17 protein-coding genes and 1 pseudogene are annotated in these 17,977 nt (G+C 70.3%); 12 read left to right on the forward strand and 6 right to left on the reverse strand.

All coding sequences use genetic code 11. The annotated features are described in order from the left end of the window. The first annotated feature begins 10 nt into the window (after nucleotides 1–10). Entirely contained in the window at nucleotides 11–769 is a 759-nt protein-coding gene (locus tag FR742_RS36745) for a class I SAM-dependent methyltransferase (RefSeq protein ID WP_148035874.1), read from the forward strand. A gap of 54 nt (nucleotides 770–823) precedes the next feature. After that, the gene (locus tag FR742_RS36750) at nucleotides 824–1,684 is read left to right on the forward strand and encodes a hypothetical protein (protein ID WP_148035875.1); all 861 of its coding nucleotides are present in this window, start codon (nucleotides 824–826) and stop codon (nucleotides 1,682–1,684) included. 65 nt (nucleotides 1,685–1,749) lie between these two features. On the opposite strand, the gene FR742_RS36755 is transcribed toward FR742_RS36750, so the two are convergent. Further along, nucleotides 1,750–2,442, reverse strand: coding sequence for a TetR/AcrR family transcriptional regulator (locus tag FR742_RS36755; protein WP_261808984.1), 693 nt, complete (start codon nucleotides 2,440–2,442; stop codon nucleotides 1,750–1,752). 101 nt (nucleotides 2,443–2,543) lie between these two features. Here FR742_RS36755 and FR742_RS36760 point away from each other — a divergent pair, with 101 nt between their 5' ends. Both FR742_RS36760 and lgt read left to right on the forward strand, forming a co-directional pair. Beyond that, complete coding sequence (locus tag FR742_RS36760; protein WP_148035876.1) at nucleotides 2,544–3,470, forward strand: zinc-binding dehydrogenase; 927 nt, start codon at nucleotides 2,544–2,546, stop codon at nucleotides 3,468–3,470. A gap of 64 nt (nucleotides 3,471–3,534) precedes the next feature. Continuing rightward, complete coding sequence (gene lgt / locus FR742_RS36765) at nucleotides 3,535–4,398, forward strand: prolipoprotein diacylglyceryl transferase (RefSeq protein ID WP_148035877.1); 864 nt, start codon at nucleotides 3,535–3,537, stop codon at nucleotides 4,396–4,398. 5 nt (nucleotides 4,399–4,403) lie between these two features. Here the strand turns inward: lgt and FR742_RS36770 are convergent, their stop codons facing one another. Beyond that, complete coding sequence (locus tag FR742_RS36770) at nucleotides 4,404–4,769, reverse strand: hypothetical protein (RefSeq protein WP_148035878.1); 366 nt, start codon at nucleotides 4,767–4,769, stop codon at nucleotides 4,404–4,406. Nucleotides 4,770–4,861: 92 nt separating this feature from the next. Here FR742_RS36770 and sigJ point away from each other — a divergent pair, with 92 nt between their 5' ends. The 3 genes from sigJ to FR742_RS36785 all read left to right on the forward strand — a co-directional run bounded on the left by sigJ (nucleotide 4,862) and on the right by FR742_RS36785 (nucleotide 10,527). After that, a complete protein-coding gene (sigJ, locus tag FR742_RS36775; protein ID WP_261808985.1) occupies nucleotides 4,862–5,752 on the forward strand; it encodes an RNA polymerase sigma factor SigJ in 891 nt (296 codons plus the stop codon). A 64-nt stretch (nucleotides 5,753–5,816) separates the two neighbouring features. Next, on the forward strand, nucleotides 5,817–7,904 hold the full coding sequence (locus FR742_RS44875) for a glycoside hydrolase family 6 protein (protein ID WP_187281551.1): 2,088 nt from the start codon (nucleotides 5,817–5,819) through the stop codon (nucleotides 7,902–7,904). A gap of 49 nt (nucleotides 7,905–7,953) precedes the next feature. Continuing rightward, nucleotides 7,954–10,527 (forward strand): AfsR/SARP family transcriptional regulator, encoded by a 2,574-nt coding sequence (locus FR742_RS36785; RefSeq protein WP_148035880.1) that lies wholly within the window; start codon nucleotides 7,954–7,956, stop codon nucleotides 10,525–10,527. Between the two features lie 14 nt (nucleotides 10,528–10,541). Here the strand turns inward: FR742_RS36785 and FR742_RS36790 are convergent, their stop codons facing one another. Continuing rightward, nucleotides 10,542–11,957 carry a hypothetical protein gene (locus FR742_RS36790; protein ID WP_148035881.1) on the reverse strand — a complete coding sequence of 472 codons (1,416 nt, stop codon included), beginning with the start codon at nucleotides 11,955–11,957 and terminating at the stop codon, nucleotides 10,542–10,544. Between the two features lie 215 nt (nucleotides 11,958–12,172). Between FR742_RS36790 and FR742_RS36795 the strand changes: the two genes are divergently transcribed. Together FR742_RS36795 and FR742_RS36800 are read left to right on the forward strand one after the other, a co-directional pair. Continuing rightward, the gene (locus tag FR742_RS36795; RefSeq protein ID WP_148035882.1) at nucleotides 12,173–12,778 is read left to right on the forward strand and encodes a hypothetical protein; all 606 of its coding nucleotides are present in this window, start codon (nucleotides 12,173–12,175) and stop codon (nucleotides 12,776–12,778) included. A 228-nt stretch (nucleotides 12,779–13,006) separates the two neighbouring features. Then, nucleotides 13,007–13,774, forward strand: a pseudogene (locus FR742_RS36800) (aminoglycoside phosphotransferase family protein). 19 nt (nucleotides 13,775–13,793) lie between these two features. On the opposite strand, the gene FR742_RS36805 reads toward FR742_RS36800, so the two are convergent. Next, entirely contained in the window at nucleotides 13,794–14,432 is a 639-nt protein-coding gene (locus tag FR742_RS36805) for a TetR/AcrR family transcriptional regulator (protein WP_148035883.1), read from the reverse strand. Nucleotides 14,433–14,493: 61 nt separating this feature from the next. On the opposite strand from FR742_RS36805, the gene FR742_RS36810 reads away from it, so the two are divergent. After that, nucleotides 14,494–15,144 (forward strand): class I SAM-dependent methyltransferase, encoded by a 651-nt coding sequence (locus FR742_RS36810; RefSeq protein WP_148035884.1) that lies wholly within the window; start codon nucleotides 14,494–14,496, stop codon nucleotides 15,142–15,144. Nucleotides 15,145–15,461: 317 nt separating this feature from the next. Here FR742_RS36810 and FR742_RS36815 read toward each other — a convergent pair whose 3' ends face one another. Then, entirely contained in the window at nucleotides 15,462–15,968 is a 507-nt protein-coding gene (locus FR742_RS36815; RefSeq protein ID WP_148035885.1) for a hypothetical protein, read from the reverse strand. Between the two features lie 200 nt (nucleotides 15,969–16,168). Here FR742_RS36815 and FR742_RS36820 point away from each other — a divergent pair, with 200 nt between their 5' ends. Continuing rightward, nucleotides 16,169–16,795 carry a ClpP family protease gene (locus FR742_RS36820; protein WP_148035886.1) on the forward strand — a complete coding sequence of 209 codons (627 nt, stop codon included), beginning with the start codon at nucleotides 16,169–16,171 and terminating at the stop codon, nucleotides 16,793–16,795. Then, the gene (locus FR742_RS36825) at nucleotides 16,792–17,394 is read left to right on the forward strand and encodes a ClpP family protease (protein ID WP_148035887.1); all 603 of its coding nucleotides are present in this window, start codon (nucleotides 16,792–16,794) and stop codon (nucleotides 17,392–17,394) included. Before FR742_RS36820 ends, FR742_RS36825 begins: the two co-directional genes overlap by 4 nt. A gap of 15 nt (nucleotides 17,395–17,409) precedes the next feature. Here the strand turns inward: FR742_RS36825 and FR742_RS36830 are convergent, their stop codons facing one another. After that, complete coding sequence (locus tag FR742_RS36830) at nucleotides 17,410–17,766, reverse strand: helix-turn-helix domain-containing protein (RefSeq protein WP_148035888.1); 357 nt, start codon at nucleotides 17,764–17,766, stop codon at nucleotides 17,410–17,412. Nucleotides 17,767–17,977 lie beyond the last annotated feature (211 nt).

Consider the following 17,977-nt stretch of genomic DNA (forward strand, 5'->3'; position numbering starts at 1 on the left):
GGGAGCTGCGATGAGGCGGATCGACTACGACACCGAGCAGCACCAGGACTACGCGCGCGGCCGGGCGCTCAACGAGCAGCAACTGCGGACATGGATCAGCGCCTTCGAGGCGGCGCTGCCCGAGAGGCGCCCGCTCGCCGGGCTGGACGTCGGCTCCGGGACCGGCAGGTTCACCCCCGCACTGGCGCGCGCGTTCGGCCCTGTCACCGGCGTCGAGCCGTCGGTCCGCATGCGCGAGACAGCGCAGGCCCAGTCCCGCCATCCCGAGGTGCGCTATCTGGCAGGCTCCGCCGAGGACATGCCGGTGCCGTCCGCCTGCGCCGACTACGCGCTCATGTTCCTGTCCTGGCACCACGTCCAGGACAAACCACGCGCGGCCCGCGAGCTGGCCAGGGTGCTCAGGCCCGGCGGGCGCCTCCTGCTGCGCGCCAACTTCAGCGACCACCACCCCAGGCCGTGGTGGCTGGAACACTTCCCCCGCGGCTACGAGGTGGACGCCGCCCTGTTCCAGCCGCTGCACGAGGTCATCGCGATGTTCACGTCGGACGGCTGGCGCGTCACCGACTTCCGCACGGTCACCGAACCGTCCTACGGCACCCTCGGCGACATGCTCGAACGACTGCGCCTGCGTACCCTTTCGTTCTTCGCCCAGCTCAGCCCCGACGACCTGGAGACCGGCTTCCGCCGCCTCGAACAGGCGGTCGCCGCAGACCCCGACGCCCCGGCGCCCGTCTTCTCCGAGCCACTCCTCACCCTCGAACGCAACTGAGCGAACAGCCGAAACTCATAGTAAACAAGCAGTAGCTGTGAGTAATATTCAGGCATGCTGACGCAGGAGCACGAGTTCCTCATCGAACTCGTCCGCCATCGACCCTCCCTGGTCGCGACCCTGCTGGCCGAAGTCGGCCTCAAGGTGCCCGCGTTCAAGGAGGCCCGGCTGGAAAGCGCCGACCTGAACGACTGCCGGCCTACCGAATACCGCGCGGACTCGGTCGTCGCCATGGTCGACGACAAGCGAGTCTTCGCCGTCGTACTGGAGGTGCAACGCAGATACGACAGACGAAAACACTGGTCGTGGCCGGTATACCTGGCCACGCTGCGGGCGCGCCTCAAGTGTCCCTGCGTCCTTCTCGTCTTCTGCCCCGACGCGGCGGAAGCCAGAAGGTGCGCCACTCATATCGACATGGGGCATCCCGGCTGGATCCTCTGCCCGGTGGTGGTGGGCCCGGAACAGGTGCCCATGATCACCGATATCGCCCGCGCCATCGCCGAGCCCGAGCTGACCGCCCTGTCCGCCGTCGTGCATGGCGATGGCGACGAAGGCCTCAAAGTCCTGCAAGTACTGCATGACTCACAGCAGCACCTGTCCCAGGAGCAGCGGAGTTATTCTGATCTGGTACTCGCGCTGCTGCCCGAGTCCGTTGTCACCAAGTTCAGGGAGATCGCAGTGGCCGTCCTGGATGAGATCAAGCACCCGTGGGTACGCGGCTGGATCGCCCACGGCGAGAGCTTGGGAGAAGCCAAGGGAGAGGCCAAAGCGATCCTGATGGTTCTCGAGACACGTGGCCTCGAAGTGTCCGACGAGACGCGGGAACGCATCCTCGGCTGCACCGACCAGGAAACGCTCGAAGCGTGGATCCACAAGGCGGTCACCGTACGAAGCGTCGAAGAACTCTTCGACTGACACCTACCTAGTCAGGCGTGACGGAGAATCGACGCGCCTGCGTACCCTTGCGTTCTCTTCCGTAGTCAGCGGGGCGTGAGGAGCAGGGTCAAGGCGCCGGGGACGGCGGTGAAGGTGTCGCGTATGCGGGCCGTCAGGGAGGCGCGGGTGGGCTCCGCCGGGTCGGCGGCCCACCCTTCCAGGGCGTGGTGAAAGGCCGCGACCGCCATGTCCAGGGCCAGGCGAAGACGGGGATCGTCGCGTTCCGGCGGCACGTCGAAGCGGCGGGACAGGATGTCGAGGGCGGTGCGGGTGATGAGGTCGCACATGTAACGGCAGTGCGCGTCCAGCGACGGGGTCTTGTCGGCCAGCCGCAGGTTGAGCAGGACGCGGCGGGTCCACCCCTCGGCGGGCATCCGGTCGATGACGGAGAGCAGCGCATCGCACAGGAACGGCAGGATCGCGGCGCCGGAGGGGTCGCGGGACTCGATGTCGTCGAGGAAGGCGATCCACAGATCGTGCGTGGGCGCGCCGGCCACGTCCTCCTTGCTGGTGAAGGTGCGGAAAAACGTGCGCTTGGAGATCTCCACCGCGTCACACAGCTCGTCGAGCGTCACGCCGTCGAAGCCCCGCTCGGTGAACAGCTCCAGCGCCGTGTCGATCAGGGCCTGCCGGGTCCGCGCCTTCTTGCGCTCGCGCAGCGGCAGGTCACGGAGTTCGTCCTCGGTCATCACCCGGCGGGCGAGTACGGCCGGGCGGGTCGGTGCGATGCTGTCCACCCCTCCAAGTGTAACGGATGCGCTAACGCCTACAGGAGGTTTATGCCACTGAGTGGCGTTATAGTATGCAACGTCGGCGCACTTCGACGAAAGGCACCACCATGCGCGCTTTGATCACCGACCCCGCGGCCCCCGGCGGGCTCCGCCTGGGCGAGACGCCCGACCCCGTCCCCGCACCGGACGAGGCTCTCGTACGCGTGACCGCCACGTCCCTGAACCACGGCGAAGCGTCCCTGGCGCGGCAGGGGGCGCCGGCGGGCGCGGTCCTGGGCTGGGACGCCGCCGGAGTGGTGGTACGGCCCGCCGGCGACGGATCGAGCCCACCGGCGGGCACCCCCGTGATCACCCTCGGCATGGCCGGCGCCTGGGCCGAACAGCGCGCCGTGCACACCGGCATGATCGGCACCGTGCCCGAGGGCGCCGACCCCGGCGCGATCAGCACGATCCCCGTCGCGGGGCTCTCGGCCCTGCGCGCCCTGCGCCGCCTCGGCCCGGTCCTCGGCAGGCGGGTGCTGATCACCGGCGCGACAGGAGGCGTCGGCAGGTACGCCGTCCAGCTCGCCCGGCTGGCCGGCGCCCACGTCGTCGCCTCCACCGGCGACCCCGCCGCGCACGGCGACACCCTGCGCGCCCTCGGAGCCGACGAAGTGCTCGCCGGCCCGGAGAACGTGGACGAACCGGTGCACGGCGTCCTCGACATGGTGGGCGGTCACCACCTCGTCGCGGCCTACGACCGCCTCGCCCCCGGCGGCGCCCTCGTCGCGGTGGGCCGGGTGACAGGCGAGGGCGAGAGCTTCCCGTACCCGATGCTGTCCGGCGACCGCGGCCACGACCGCTCCATCGTGTCCTTCTACCTGCCCGGCGAGTCCGACCTGGGCCCCGACCTCACCTGGCTGGCCGCCAAGGTCGCCGCGGGTGTCCTCACCCCGCAGATCTCCTGGCGCGGCCCCTGGGACAAGGCCTCCGAGGCCATCGACGCCCTCCTGGGCCGCCGCCTGCACGGCAAGGCCGTACTCGACATCACCTGACGACCTCGCCCCGGACGAATCGCGCACGCGACGAATCGGGGCCGCATCGGCTACCGTCACGGTCATGCCCCTCGCCTCGATTCCCAGCCCTTCCGAAGGTGTCTGGCATCTCGGATTCATTCCGATCCGGGCGTACGCGCTGTGCTTCATCGTCGGCATCGCCTTCGGCGTCTGGCTCAGTCAGCGGCGCTGGCGCGCCCGGGGCGGCGAGGAAGGCGCGATCACCGACATCGCGGTGCCCGGGGTGGTCTTCGGCCTGATCGGCGCCCGCCTCTACCACGTCATCACCGACTGGCAGCTGTACTTCGGCCCGCGCGCGATCAAGGAGCCCTACCAGGCGTTGTTCATCTGGGAAGGCGGGATGAGCATCTGGGGCGCGGTCGCCCTGGGGGGCGTGGGCGTGTGGCTGGCCTGCCGCCGCCGGGGACTGTCCGTCAGCGCCGTGGCCGACGCGGTCGCGCCCGGCATCGCCTTCGGGCAGGCGATCGCCCGCTGGGGCAACTGGTTCAACCAGGAGCTGTACGGGAGCCCGACCACGTTGCCGTGGGGCCTGGAGATCGACCAGGCGCACGGCGGCCAGCCGGGCGTGCTCTACCACCCGACATTCCTGTACGAGTCGCTGTGGAACGTCGCGCTCGGCTTCGCCCTGATCTACGCCGGCAGACGGTTCACGCTCCGCCACGGCCGCCTGTTCGCCCTCTACGTCGCCGGTTACACGCTGGGGCGGTTCTGGATCGAAGGGCTGCGGATCGACCCGGTCGGCGGGGTGGACCACGCGGTCATGTTCCTGGACCTGCGGATCAACCAGTGGACCTCGATCGTGCTGCTCGCCGGGGCGCTGGTGTACTTCTGGGTGACCCGTCACAAGGACACCGAAGAGATCGTGGTCCCCGCTTCGCCCGAGCAGCCCGCCGCACGAGGTTCTTGACAATGTCAAAGCTCCCGCGCCAGCGCCAGAACGCTCAGCCCGAACATCAGGACGCCGAGAGGGAGATGGACCGACGGCACGTGCGCGATGCCGAGCACGACCTGGACGGAGGCGAGGGCGAGGAAGCCGGCCGCCTGCCAGACGGGCCGGGGTGAGCCGCCGCCCGGCTTCCACGCCAGCACCGCCGCGAGCACGTACAGCACCGACGCCCCGAACATCACGCGGGCTCCCGCGCTGTGCAGCGTCTCTCCGTAGGACGAGGTCAGCAGCAGTCCGGCGGAGACCGCCTGAAAGAAGATGGTCAGGGTCTGCAGGGCGATCGCGACCCGCAGAAACGAGAGGCCGCGCTGTGCCGTCGCCTGGGTGGCCATGACAAGGTCTCCTTTCCGCCCGGAGGCGGTGCATGGATAAGGTCTCACCAGCCCGACGACGCGGGCCCGCGAAAGGTAAGGCGGTCGGCAGCGTGGGGACGGCCAGCACCGATGAGACGGCCGGTGAGCGGCGCCAACTGATCAACGTGGCCTACCGGTTGCTCGGTTCGCTGGCCGAGGCCGAGGACGCCGTGCAGGAGGCCTACGCGCGCTGGTACGCGCTGCCGCGGAGCCGGCAGGAGGAGATCGTGTCCCCCGGCGCCTGGCTGACGACGGTGACCGGCCGCATCTGCCTGGACGTGCTCGGATCGGCGCGGGCCCGGCGCGAACGCTATGTCGGCGCGTGGCTGCCCGAGCCGCTGCCCGACCGCGCCGAGTGGGACCACGGCCAGGGCGCCGACCCCGCCGACCAGCTGGTCCTGGACGAATCGGTGACCATGGCCTTCCTCGTCGTCCTGGAGTCGATGACGCCCGCCGAGCGGGTGGCGTTCGTCCTGCACGACGTGTTCCGTTACCCCTTCGCCGAGATCGCCGGCGTACTCGGCCGTACCCCTGCGGCCTGCAAGCAGCTGGCGGCCTCCGCGCGGCGGCGGGTGGGCGTCGCGCGCGCTCCCGTGACGGCGGCCGGGCAGGCCGACACGGTGCGGCGGGTGAAAGAGGCATGGGAGACGAAGGACATCGCGGCCCTCGTCGACCTCCTCGACCCGGCCGCCGTGATGACCGCCGACGGCGGCGGCGTGGTCGGCACCGTCCTGCGCCCGGTCGAAGGCGGCGCGCGCATCGCTCAGTACATGGTCGCCATCGCCGACAAGGCGCCGGGGCTCGAACTCCTGGAGCGGTCGGTCAACGGCATGCCGGGCCTGGTGGCCCGGCGTGCCGGGGAAGTCGTGGTCGTGGCCTCGTTCGACGTCGCCGACGGCCGTGTCACCCGGATCTGGGCGGTCCGCAACCCGCGGAAGCTCCGGCCGTGGATGTCGCCGTAGCTCGCACCGGGCGGGAAGAGTGAGGTCTGGAAGGGCCACCGGCCGCGGGCTAACCTGACGGTCTATGACCTTGGAGGCGTTGCGCGACGGGGATCCACGCCTGGCCGGGCCGTACGTCCTGCTCGCCCGGCTGGGCGAGGGCGGGATGGGGGTCGTCTACCTGGGCGAGGGACCGGACGGCACGCGGGTGGCCGTCAAGCTCATCCACCACAGGATGAGCGCGGATGCCGACTTCCGCCGCCGCTTCGCCCGCGAGGTCGCCGCCGCCCGGCGGGTCGCCCGCTTCTGCACGGCCCCGGTGCTGGACGCCGACGTCGAGGGCGAGACGGCGTACCTGGTCACCGAATACGTCGAGGGGCCGAACCTCGAGGACGTCGTGCGCCGATCTGGGCCGTTGAAGGGCTCGGCTCTGGACGGGCTGGCGGCGTCCATGGCGGTGGCGCTGCGGGCCATCCACGGGGCGGGGGTGGTGCACCGCGACCTCAAACCGGCCAACGTGCTGCTGTCCCAGGTGGGGCCCAAGGTCATCGACTTCGGCATCGCGCGCCTCGCCGACGCGGAGATGAGCAGCGCGATCGTGGGGACGCCGGCGTACATGTCTCCCGAGCAGGTCTCGGGCTCGCAGGTGGGTCCCGCGTCGGACATCTTCTCGTGGGGCTCCACGGTGGCCTTCGCCGCGGCCGGGGCGTCGCCCTTCGGTTCGGGCTCGGTGCCCACGGTCCTCCTCCGCATCGTCAACGACCCCCCGGCCCTGCACGGGCTCTCCGGCCAGTTGCACGACGTGGTCGCGGCCGCCCTGCTCAAGACGCCCGCGGACCGTCCCACCGCCCAGGAGATCCTGGACCACCTCAGCACGTCCATCCCGTTACCCGTCGCTCCCCCGAACGACACGGGCGGGAGCGCCGAACGGGCCGGCCCGACCAGGCCACCCCGGTCCTCGTCCCCCGGACCCGCACCGGCACAAGCGGCGCGCGTCGTGGACGGCCGGCGCAAGTGGGTGGCCGGGGCGGCTGCCGTGGTCGTCGCCACGGCCGGGGTGGCGGCGGCGTTCGCGTCGCAGGGGCAGGGCGTCCGGGATCCGACGGCCAAGGGTACGGTCGACACGCCGTCTCCGGCGGCCTCTCGAACCACCGCCGCGCGGAACCCCCTGCGGGCCGGGAAGGACGTCCGCTTCTACGCCCCACCCGAGCCGGAGGCCGACCGCCAGGCGAAGCTCTGGGCCGAGGACCGGCCGAAGGACGCCGAGCTCATGACGAAACTGGCCGCCATCCCGTACGCCATCCGCCTCGGCAAGCCCGAGGCCGGCGCCAAGGTGAAGGACGCCGTCACGGCCGCCGGGCAGCGGGACGCCGTGCCCGTGTTCCTGATCAACCGCCTGCCGGGCAGCGAGTGCGGCCCGGCCGCCTCCGCCGACCTCGCCGCCTACCACGACTGGATCAAGGGCATAGCCGCCCAGATCGGCGACGCACGCGCGGCGGTCATCCTGGAGCCCGGCAGCCTCGCCAGGCTGCCCGGCACGGCGAACTGCGACCCCCAGGGCTCCTCTGATCAGCGCTACGAAGACCTGCGCCAGGCCGTCCAGGCCCTCAAGTCCAACCCGAACACCGCCGTCTACCTCGACGGCGGCCAGGACCTCTGGCCGGGCACGGAACCCATGGCCGAACGCCTGATCGGCGCGAGCATCGACCGGGCGGACGGCTTCTTCGTCAACACGGCCGGCTTCCAGCGCACCGAGAAGGCCGTCGCGTACGGCAAGAAGCTGTCGGCCTGCGTCGCCGTCCGGCGCGCCACCGGCCGGAAGGACTGCCCCGCGGACGTGCGGGCGGACCCGGCCGCCATGCCGCACTTCGTCGTCGACACCGGCAGGAACGGCCAGGGCTCCTGGGCCCCGGCCAGGAGCTACCCCGACCCGCAGACCTGGTGCAACCCGCCGGGCAGGGGCGTCGGCGACCGGCCGACCACGGCGACGGGCGAGGAGCTGGTGGACGCCTACCTGTGGATCGCGCGGGCGGGCACGTCAGGAGGCCGGTGCCGGCGCGGCACCGACGGCGAGAAGGACCCGGAGCGCGGCGTCGTGTCGCCGGAGGCGGGCGAGTGGTGGGCCGAGCTGGCCCTCGAACGGGCGAAACTGGCCGACCCGCCCTTGCGGTGAGGCCCGCGCTCATCGTCCGCGCGAGCGGGCTTCCTGATAGGGAGGAGCCGTGGAGTTCCGCATCATGGGCCCGCTGGAGGTCCGCGACACCGACGGCAAGAACTGCACCCCGACCGTGCGCAAGCATCGCGATCTCCTGGCGATGTTCCTGCTCAACGCGGGCCGGCCGCTGACGGCCGAGCGGCTGCGCAGGCTGCTGTGGCCGCACGAGGGCGGCGACCGGTCCGACTCGCTCGTCCGCGGGTACGTGGGGCAGCTCCGGCGGCTCATCGGACAGGGGACGATCACCACTGTGTCCGGCGCGTACCTGCTGAACCTCGGTGACGGGCAGCTCGACGTCGATCGGTTCCGGCTGCTGGTGGACCGGGGCGCGTACGAGGAGGCGCTGGCCCTGTGGCGCGGCGAGGCGCTGGACGACGTGGACCCCGAGGGCGAGCGGTGGGTGGAGACCCGGCGGCTGCGCGAGGAGCTGGAGGAGCTGCGGCTGCTGGCGCTGGAGCGCCGGGTGCAGGCCGACCTGGACGCCGGGCGCCATCGCGAGCTGCTGGCCGAGCTGCGCCGGCTGACGCGGCAGCACCCGACGTGGCAGCGGTTCCGCGGCCAGTACATGCTGGCGCTCTACCGCAGCGGGCGCCGGGTGGACGCGCTGGCCTCGTACGCGGTGCTGCGCGACCAGCTCGACGGCGGCCACGCCATCGAGCCGGACCCGGAGCTCCAGCTGCTCTACCATCGCATGCTGCACGACGACGCCTCGCTGCACGTGTCGGCCGGGCCGCCGGTGCTGCTGCCGCCCGACGTGGCCGACTTCACCGGCCGGGCCGAGCTGCTGGAGGACGTGGCGGGCGGCCTCGTCGTGGTGCACGGGCAGGCGGGGGCGGGCAAGTCGGCGCTGGCCGTGCACGCGGCGTGGCGGCGGCGCCCCCACTTCCCCGACGGCATCCTGTACGCCGACCTGCGCGAGACCACGGCCCCGGCGGCCGTACTGGAGGACTTCCTGCGCTGGCTCGGCTGCCCGGCCCGGGCGATGCCGGCCGCGCCTGAGCAGCGCGAGCGGCTGTTCCGCACTTACACCGCCAACCGCAAGCTCCTGGTGGTGCTGGACAACGCCGCCGGCGAGGCGCAGGTGCGGCCGCTGCTGACCTCGTGCCCGACGATCGTCACCAGCCGTTCCCCGCTGGGCGGCCTGCCCGGCGCGCGGCGGCTGCCGGTGGGCGTGCTGGACGACGGTGAGGCGCTGGAGCTGCTGGTCAAGAGCTCGGGCCGGGCGGCGGACGGCGCCTTGCGGCGGCTCGCGCGCTTCTGCGGCGGCCTGCCGATCGCCCTGCGCATCGCGGGCTCCCGGCTGGCGGCCCGCCCCGAGTGGACCGCCGACTATCTGGTGGGCCTGCTGGAGGACGAGCACCAGCGGCTCGACCGGCTGCGCGCGGGCGACCTGACGGTGCGCAGCGTGTTAGCGATCGGCTTCGACGGACTGCCGGAGGCGGCGAGGCTGACGTTACGCGGGCTGGGCGCCCTGTCCGCGCCGGACTTCGCCGACTGGGTGACCGAACTGTTCGGCGGGCAGGCGGAGGCGCTGGTGGACGCGGGCCTGCTGGAGACGCACGGCGTGGACGCGGCCGGGCAGGTGCGCTACCGGCTGCACGACCTGACCCGGCTGTTCGCGCGCGAGCAGCCGGCGCCGGGGACGCTGGCGAAGCTGGCGGAGGTGGCGCTGTCGCGCGTGCGGGCGTCGCGGTTCCCGCTGGTGTCGGGAGATCCGGCCACGGCCGTGGCGACCAGGGACATCAGGGAGTCGGTCGAGTGGCTGGCGGCCGAGCGGGCGTTCCTGGTGAGCCTGGTCGCCGACCTGGGCGCCGCCGGGCTGGACGACGGCTGCTGGCGGCTGGCCCATCTGCTGACGCCGTACTTGGAGCGGCACCGGTTCCTGGACGACTGGCGGGCCTTGACGGGGCTTGCGACGGAGTCGGCGCGGCGGGCGGGCGACGGCCTGGGCGAGGCGCTCATCCTGCTGGACCAGGGTGACCTGCACCTGGCCGAGCGGGACTGGCAGCGGGCCGAGGAGCGGCTCCGGCTGGCGGTGGAGATGTTCCGGGGCCGGGGACACGCCCGCGAGGTCGCCCGCGCCACGCGCCGGCTCGGCCGCGTCCACCTGGAGCTGGGCCGCCTGGCGGAGGCGGAGCGGGCGCTGCTGGCCGCCTGCCTGGACGCGGCGGAGAACCAGCGCGACGCCGCCGACGCCGAGCAGGTCCTCGGCGTCATGCTGCGCCGCGCGGGCCGGCCGGACGAGGCCGCCGACCGGCTGCTGGCCGCCGCCGGTCGCCTGGCCGAACTCGGCGACCGGCACCGCCAGGCCGACACGCTTCTGGAGCTGTCGGCCGTACACCTGGCGCAGGGCGCGCGACCGGACGCGCGCGCCGCCGCCGAACGGGCCCGGGGCATCGCCGTACGACTCGGCGACCGGCTGCTCGACGCGCAGGCCCTGCTGGCCCTGGCGAAGGTCAACCGTTCGGAGGGCGCGACCGTACGCTCGCGCGAGCTGGCCCGGGCGGCGCTGGAGGTCTTCGAGGAGACCGGCGACCGCCAGGGCGGCGCGAACGCCAGGTCCCTGCTGGCGCTGCTCTGAGCTGCCCGGCTCGGTCAGCCGACGCAGCCGGGGACGCTGTTGGGTGGGGCGCAGTTGTTCGGCCGATTGCTCCTGACCACGCTGTCGCTCAGCGTGACCGCGCCGGACTCTTCGAAGATGCCGCCTCCGTCGCCGGCTGTGTTGCCGGTGACGACGCTGTCGGTCAGGCTCGCCGAGCCGATGGCGTTGAAGAGGCCACCGCCGCGTGCCGTGCCGGGGCCCAGGGCTGTGGCGACATTCTTGATGATCTTCGATTGGCCGCTTGTCAGGGTGCCGCCGGCGGAGTTGTCGATGCCGCCGCCCACGGCGCTCCTGCCACGGGGGGCACTGACGACGTTGCCGATCACCGCGCTGTCGCGCAGGGTGAGCTGACCGCCGGGGCCGATCCGGATCCCGCCGGCCAGCGCGTTGCCGCCCTCGGCGATGGCTCGATTGCCGGTGACGTGCGTGCGGGTCATGAGCATGGTGCCGGTGTACGCGACTCCGCCGCCGGTCACGGTGCCACGCCAGGCACTGGCGATGTTGCCCCGGATGAAGGTGTCGGTCACGGTCATGTCGACCGCGCTGGTCAACGCGCCCCGCGCGGTGCCGCCCGGGGCACTGGCGCGGTTGCCGCTGATCGTGCTGTGGACGATCGTCGTGGCGGCGAAGGCGGCGTGGCCGGCGCCGAAAGCGAAGCTGTCACGGGATCTCCTGGCGACGTGGACGGTGTTGCCGGTCACCCGGCTGTGCCTGACCGTCATCGGGCCGTCGTTGGCGATCCCGCCGCCCGCGGCGGCGCTCGGGTCGGTGCCGGTGTAACTGGCGGTGTTGTAGCTGACGTCGGTGTTGTTCAAGGTCGCGGTGCCGTCGCTGTCGATGCCGCCGCCCTCGGCGAAGACCCCGGACGTGGCGGTATTGCCGATCACCCGGCTGTGGTTCACCGTCAGGGTGCCTTGGTTGTTGATGCCGCCACCGCAGACCAGCCCGGGAGGATTGGGCGGGGCCGGCGCACCGGGGCAGTCCGTCGCCCTGCCGCCGCTGATGGTGGTCCTGTTGAGCGTGAGCGTGCCCGTGCCGGCCACGAGGAGGATGCGGAAGGCGGGGGCGGTCTTGACGCGCGTGATCGCCGCGCCGTTGCCGTTGATCGTGATGTCGCTGGTGATGGCCGGCAACCCGTTGGCGGGGTTCGCGGTATCAGGACGCACCAGGCGGTAGTGGCACCTGTGGGACAGGTTGAGCGTGTCGGGGCCCGGCGAGTCGTTGGCGTTCCTGATGGCCCTGACGAGGTCCGAGACCGAGCACCTCACGGACACGGTGGCGGCCTGGGCGGGCAGGGCCGGGAGCGTCACAACGCCGGCCGCCAGGCTCGCCGCGACCAGGAGCCGGGCCGGAAACGCTCGCCGGACGTTGCGGGCGGGACCCTGCGCTCGGAATCTCTGCCAGGACATCAGGGAACTCCTCTTTCCTCTGCACCGGAGCACGCGGTTGCTCCACAGATGGGTTCTAGCAGTAGCTCCCTGTGAGGTCGCTGTAACCCTGAGTGCGGGCGTGTCGCGACGGCCGTCGACTGATCCTTCCCACGCTCCGCGCGCGCGACCATGCAGATCCTCCGGCAGTCGTCAGAGACGGCTCCAGCGACTCGGACATCGATACGCTGATCTCCATGGGCGATGGCGACGCGTCTCTGCGACCGGCGGACGTAACCGCGGCGTTGGACACGGCTCTCACTGCGCTGAGAGCCGTGGGCGCCGACCCGGTATATCGCGTGGTCGGCACGAGTGCCGCTCTTCTGCAAGGCGTCCCTCTCCCCGTCGGGGACATCGACCTCCTGGTGACTCGACGAGAGGACGTGAACGCGTTCGCTGCCGCCCTCTCATCGTTTCCCTGCCTCTACGCCGCCTCTTGGCTTCCCGAAGCTTCGCAGTACTTCACCGATTACGACGTGAACGGCGTCGCCGTAGGCATGAGCACCATGGAAGAGCAGGTCGACTCAGATGGGATGGAATGTGCCGGTCACGGTCCGTGGCGGCACTACGTGCTGATCAGGTGCGGCTCTCATCGTGTTCCCGTGGTCCGCCTGGAACTACGGCTGATCACGGAGCTGCTGAGAGATCGGCCTGATCGATATGGGCCTCTCCTCGACCACATGGGCACGCATGGCTTTGATCCTGATCTTCTGCAGCGGGCGATGACTGCTCGCCGTTTGCCGGCGGAACGCAGGCGACTGGTCCAAGAGCTCCTCGCGCGCTCTTCCCCCGGCTCCCGCTGACTCGGTCCTGCCGGGAAAATCGGTCGACAGGCGAGCCGCGGTGCACTGCGATGGTTCAGCCGCCCGCCGCACGGAGCGGGCCGATCGCAGGAGTTCTTGGCAGCCGTGAGAACGACGGACACCCGCCCCACGATCGATGCCGCGCTGGTCAGGAAGCTGGTCGATACGCAGTTCCCGCAGTGGGCCGCGTTGCCGCTGGAACTGCTGGATCCGACCGGCTCGGACCATGTGATCTACCGGCTGGGCGAACAGCTGTCCGTCCGGCTGCCCCGCCACAGCGGCGCCATCGGACAGGCCGAGAAGGAACTCGAGTGGCTGCCCCGGCTCGCCCCGCGACTACCCCTGGCCATCCCGGTGCCGGTGGGCGTGGGTGAGCCCGGCTTCGGCTATCCGTGGCGGTGGGCGGTGTCCTCTTGGCTGGAGGGCGAGGTGGCGACCGTCGAGGCACTGGCCGACTCGTCCACGGCCGCCGTCCGACTGGCGGAATTCCTGGCAGCCCTGCGACAGTTCGCGCCCGAGGACATCCAAGCCCTGGCGACCCGTGAAAGCCTCCAGGGCCGCCCGTTGGTGGACCGGGATCGCGCGACGTGAGCCGCCATCGCCGAGGTCGGCGGCGTGTTCGACGCCACCGCTATGACCGAACTGTGGAACGCGGCCGTGAACGCTCCCGGATGGGACCGCCCTCCGGTCTGGTTCCACGGCGACTTCCACACCGGCAACCTGCTGACCGTCGACGGCCGTCTCAGCGCGGTGATCGACTTCGGCGGGCTCGGCATCGGCGATCCGGCCTGTGATCTGATGATCGCCTTCACCCTGATGTCGGCCGGCAGCCGGGCCGCCTTCCGCGCCGCGCTCGACGTGGACGACGCCACCTGGACCCGGGGTCGCGGCTGGGCCCTCGCCACCGGCCTGAACGCCTACACCGCCTATGCCGCTGTCGACCCGAGGGTCGCCGCGCAGACCACCCGTCAGATCACCGAGGCACTCATCGGCTAGATCAGAACCTCCGCCCACTTCACCCTGGGTCGGCGCAGAGCTGGGAGGTCAGAGCGGTGCGGGCCCACTCTTCCCACGTGTCCGGTGACCAGCCGCGGTCGCGGACGAAGATCAGGTAGAGCTGCGGGCTGAGCAGGCCGAACAGCAGGTCAGCCGCCATCTCGACAGAGAGGCCGGGACGGGCGTCGGGCTTGCCGGCCAGGGCCTCGGCCGCCGCGTGCTGCACGGTGTAACGCGGGTCGGGACCGTCCGGCCACTGCGCGGCGATCTCAGGGTCGGTGGCCGCGGCGGCCGCGATCAACGGCATGATCGGGGCGACCCGGCCCAGGATCTCGTGGGTGCCGCGGATGTGCGCGCGCAGTTGCCCCGCCGCGGTGGGCTCGGCGCAGGCGGCGCGGAACCACTCACGATCCATGATGGCGACAGGCTCGGTGTCCCCGGCGATGGACGTGTCCACCACGTCCTTGAACAGCGTGCGCTTGTTGCGGAAGACGAAGTAGACCGTCTGGACGGCCACGCCCGCCCGGTCCGCGACCTCCTGAAGGCTCGTCGCCCCGTACCCCTGCGCGACGAACAGCTCGCGAGCCGCCTCGATGACCTTCGCCCGGGTGCGCCGTGAGCGCTCGGCTCGCTTGTCGGGCCGATTGACTCTTTCCATAGTGCGAGTATAACTTTAGAGAACAACACTAGAGTTTGACTCTAGCTTCTTGGAGGAGACGATGAACCACCCCAAGCCGGGCCCGACCTCGACACTGCGAGACCAGGAGGAGGAGTCCGTCCATCGCGCGCTGGAGGGCTACTACCGTGCGGGCAAGCCGCCGTGGGACACCGGCGTGACGCCCCCCGAGCTGGTGGCCCTGGTAGAGGGACACGGCGCACCGCCGCCCGGCCGCGCCCTCGAACTCGGTTGCGGCACGGGGACCAACGCCATCTACCTCGCCCGGCACGGCTGGGAGGTGACGGCCGTCGACCTGATCGACAGCGCCGTCGACCAGGCCCGGGAGAAGGCCGAGGCGGCTGGGGTGGCGGTGCGACTGCTACACGGAGACGCCACCCGCCTCGACGAGCTGGACGCGCCCGGCCCCTTCGACCTGTTCTTCGACCTGAGCTGCTACTGCGGGATCCCACTCCACCGCCGCGACGCCTACGCCGCCGGGCTCACCGACCGCGCCGCTCCCGGGGCACAGTTGCTGATGTTCGGGTACGGTCCCGAGCCGCTCGGCAATCCGACCACCGAGGTCACGTCGTGGGCGGCGGGCGTCACGGCCGACGAACTCCACGCCAGGTTCACCGGCTGGGAGGTAATCGACGTCACACCGGGCACCAACTCGGTCCCGACCTTCTGGTTCACCCTGCGCCGCGACGCCTAGCGGTATCCGGTCGCCGGTTCCATCGTCGGCGGCGTCACGACTGTGCCGAAAAAGCCACTTCCCGATCGTGGGAGGTGGCCCGTTTCCCGTCCCATCGGGCACGCGACGGGCACAGCGATCATGTGGTCACGGAACCTGTTCTGCCGCATTCTGTCCTACGGTGTGCGATCACCATATTTGTCGATGATCGAGCTAAGAACGTGGGGCCGACGGCATCTCCTGCCCCAACGCACGTGGTGAAAAGACGCCAGTGTGTCCATCCCCTGAAAGCGTGGAGACTCGGTTATGCGGCGATGGTCTCCTGGGCCATTCCCTCATCATGGGCAATGGCCTTTGACGTGGGCCGATGACTTACGCCTTCTCCGTCGAGCCCTGCGTGCGGACGTCTGACGCGCCGAAGCCGCCTCCGGCTCCCAACCAGACCACCGAATCAAGGCGATGGAGACGCCCAGGAGGACCGTGAACCCACCCGCGAGAGCGTTCAGCCCCCCGAGGCCTACCTCTCCGTCTGGATCGCCGATCCCGGCGGGTCGGCCTTCGGCCCAGTCCGCCATGGCCCACGCCTGCGTCGCTACAACCACACCGAACACGATCGTGGCCGCAGCCAGCACGTAGCCGGGAGGGCGCGTCCACGACCGCATCGCGACAAGCACGATGCCGATCAGCAACCCGAGCGGGACGGTCACGAGCTGCCCCAAGTTCAGGCCTATCAGGGCCGAGAGACGGACGTGTTCGAAGTCGCTGCCACGCTGAGCCCACAGGAACGGGATCGTCATGACGCCGCCGCTGATGAGACCGACTGCCAATAACCTGAGCACCGCCACGCGCACCATGATCGTGGACGTGCTCGCCTCTGCGCCACCTCAGCCGTACTTTGCAGCTGCACAAGATTGAAAAGGCCACTTCCCGATCACGGGAGGTGGCCTAAGAACACGGACCGGAACTCGAATCCCGCTGCTCAGAGCAGATCTGCCCCAAGCGGATCGTGTCGACCTCGGTCCGGATCGCCTCACATGATGGGCTCATGAGCGGAGAATCGAATCTTCCACTGTTCAATTCGCGGGTAAGACGCGAGCTCTACGACCAGCGCGTGCTCGTTCTCGACGGCCCTCTCGATGACGACAACGGGACACTGCTGGCCACGCAACTGATAGCGCTCGCCACGCAGGACGCCTCGGCGGACATCGCATTGTGGATTCACTCGCCGGGTGGGTCGGTTCCCTCGATGCTCGCGATCCGCGACATCATTCGACTCATTCCCTGTGACGTGTCGACCCTCGTGCTGGGCATCGCTTACAGCGCCGGGCAGTTCTTGCTGTCATCGGGCTCCCGAGGGAAGCGTCGCGCCCTGCCACACGCACGTGTCCTGATGCACCAGGGCTCGGCGGGAATCGGTGGCACCGCAGTCGACATCGAACTGCAGGCCGGCGACCTTCGGCATACTCGCGACACAGTGCTCGGCCTCATCGCCGAGGACACGGGGCAGTCCGTCGAGCGCATATTCGAGGATTCTCTGCACGATCGCTGGTACACGGCGCGAGAGGCACTGGACTACGGCTTCATAGATGCGATCGTGCAAAATTTCGACGAAATCGCGCCGCGCAATCGCCCACGGCTCGGATTCGACGTGACCGAAGGAGGCGGCCAGTGAGCACGTATACGATTCCCAATGTCATCACGCAGAATTCTCGTGGCGAGCGCATCATGGATGTCTACTCGCACCTGCTCACCGAGCGGATCATCTATCTGGGCACCGCGATCGACGCGGGCGTCGCCAACGCTCTCATCGCCCAGCTGATATTTCTCGAGTCGGACAACCCCGATGCCGAAATACAGTTCTATATCAACTGCGAAGGCGGGGATCCGAGCGCGATGCTCGCGATATATGACACCATGCGTCATATCCGCCCCCGGGTTTCGACCACCTGCGTCGGACAGGCCGTCGCGGTGGGTGCCGTCCTTCTTGCCGCGGGCGCCGAAGGAAAACGTGCCGCTCTCCCGCACGCACGAGTGATCCTGCACCAACCAGCCGCTCAGGGACGCGGCACGATCCCCGATCTCATCTTGCAGGCTGACGAGGTCGTCCGTGTCCGAGCAGACATCGAGCGCATACTGTCGCGGCACACCGGCCAGACGATCGAGACCCTACGCGCCGACACCGATCACGATCGCGTGTTCACCGCGACCGCTGCCTTGGAGTACGGGCTCCTCGATCAGATCATCGAGGAGCGTTCTCAGGCCGGTGGATGACCCGGGCAAGCCACGCTACGCGGCCAGAGCATACGCCGCCGAGCAGGTAGCACCTCTCGACGTGCTGTTCTGAGCAGACCGCAAGCTCTCGGCAACGGCGAGGGTCAGATCGACCAGGGTCACATCCAGCGCGCCGGCGACCGCAGCGATCATTTCGCTCGACGGCTCTTTGACGCCTCGTTCCATCTCGGAGAGATACTGCGGCGAGACCCCGGCGCGACGTGCCGTCTCGCTCAACTTCTCGCCCCGCTCGTGACGAAGGCCTCTGAGACACTCACCGAGCACGTGCCGCCACAGCGGCTCGCGCTCCGGAGACGGCTTGGAGTTGGTCCGATCGATCGCTGAACGTAGCGGCGGGATGGAAGGGGCCATGCCTCACCTTAGACAGGTGCCGCGTTCGAAGTCGGCCTGATCCGCGCAGAGCGGAATAGTCCCCGTCTCCTCCGGTCCGGCCGACGGCGAATCACGCGGCGGTTCTCTCTGCGGTCGTATGACGTTGACCGCAGGTCAGGCTGTTCACGCCGACGCCAAGGTGGATCCGGCCAGCGCCGACTCGGCCCTGGCTATGGGGTGAAGGTCGTCG

It is taken from the genome of Nonomuraea sp. C10 (assembly GCF_008017515.1).
Lineage (GTDB): Bacteria > Actinomycetota > Actinomycetes > Streptosporangiales > Streptosporangiaceae > Nonomuraea > Nonomuraea ferruginea.

Bases quoted from the DNA above. Each gene is read 5' to 3' on its own strand.
- FR742_RS36810 (WP_148035884.1), top strand. From the start codon at position 14,494: ATGAACCACCCCAAGCCGGGCCCGACCTCGACACTGCGAGACCAGGAG.
- FR742_RS36805 (WP_148035883.1), bottom strand. From the start codon at position 14,432: ATGGAAAGAGTCAATCGGCCCGACAAGCGAGCCGAGCGCTCACGGCGC.
- FR742_RS44875 (WP_187281551.1), top strand. From the start codon at position 5,817: ATGACCTTGGAGGCGTTGCGCGACGGGGATCCACGCCTGGCCGGGCCG.
- FR742_RS36770 (WP_148035878.1), bottom strand. From the start codon at position 4,769: ATGGCCACCCAGGCGACGGCACAGCGCGGCCTCTCGTTTCTGCGGGTC.
- FR742_RS36820 (WP_148035886.1), top strand. From the start codon at position 16,169: ATGAGCGGAGAATCGAATCTTCCACTGTTCAATTCGCGGGTAAGACGC.
- FR742_RS36750 (WP_148035875.1), top strand. From the start codon at position 824: ATGCTGACGCAGGAGCACGAGTTCCTCATCGAACTCGTCCGCCATCGA.
- FR742_RS36760 (WP_148035876.1), top strand. From the start codon at position 2,544: ATGCGCGCTTTGATCACCGACCCCGCGGCCCCCGGCGGGCTCCGCCTG.
- FR742_RS36795 (WP_148035882.1), top strand. From the start codon at position 12,173: ATGGGCGATGGCGACGCGTCTCTGCGACCGGCGGACGTAACCGCGGCG.
- FR742_RS36745 (WP_148035874.1), top strand. From the start codon at position 11: ATGAGGCGGATCGACTACGACACCGAGCAGCACCAGGACTACGCGCGC.
- FR742_RS36790 (WP_148035881.1), bottom strand. From the start codon at position 11,957: ATGTCCTGGCAGAGATTCCGAGCGCAGGGTCCCGCCCGCAACGTCCGG.
- lgt (WP_148035877.1), top strand. From the start codon at position 3,535: ATGCCCCTCGCCTCGATTCCCAGCCCTTCCGAAGGTGTCTGGCATCTC.
- FR742_RS36830 (WP_148035888.1), bottom strand. From the start codon at position 17,766: ATGGCCCCTTCCATCCCGCCGCTACGTTCAGCGATCGATCGGACCAAC.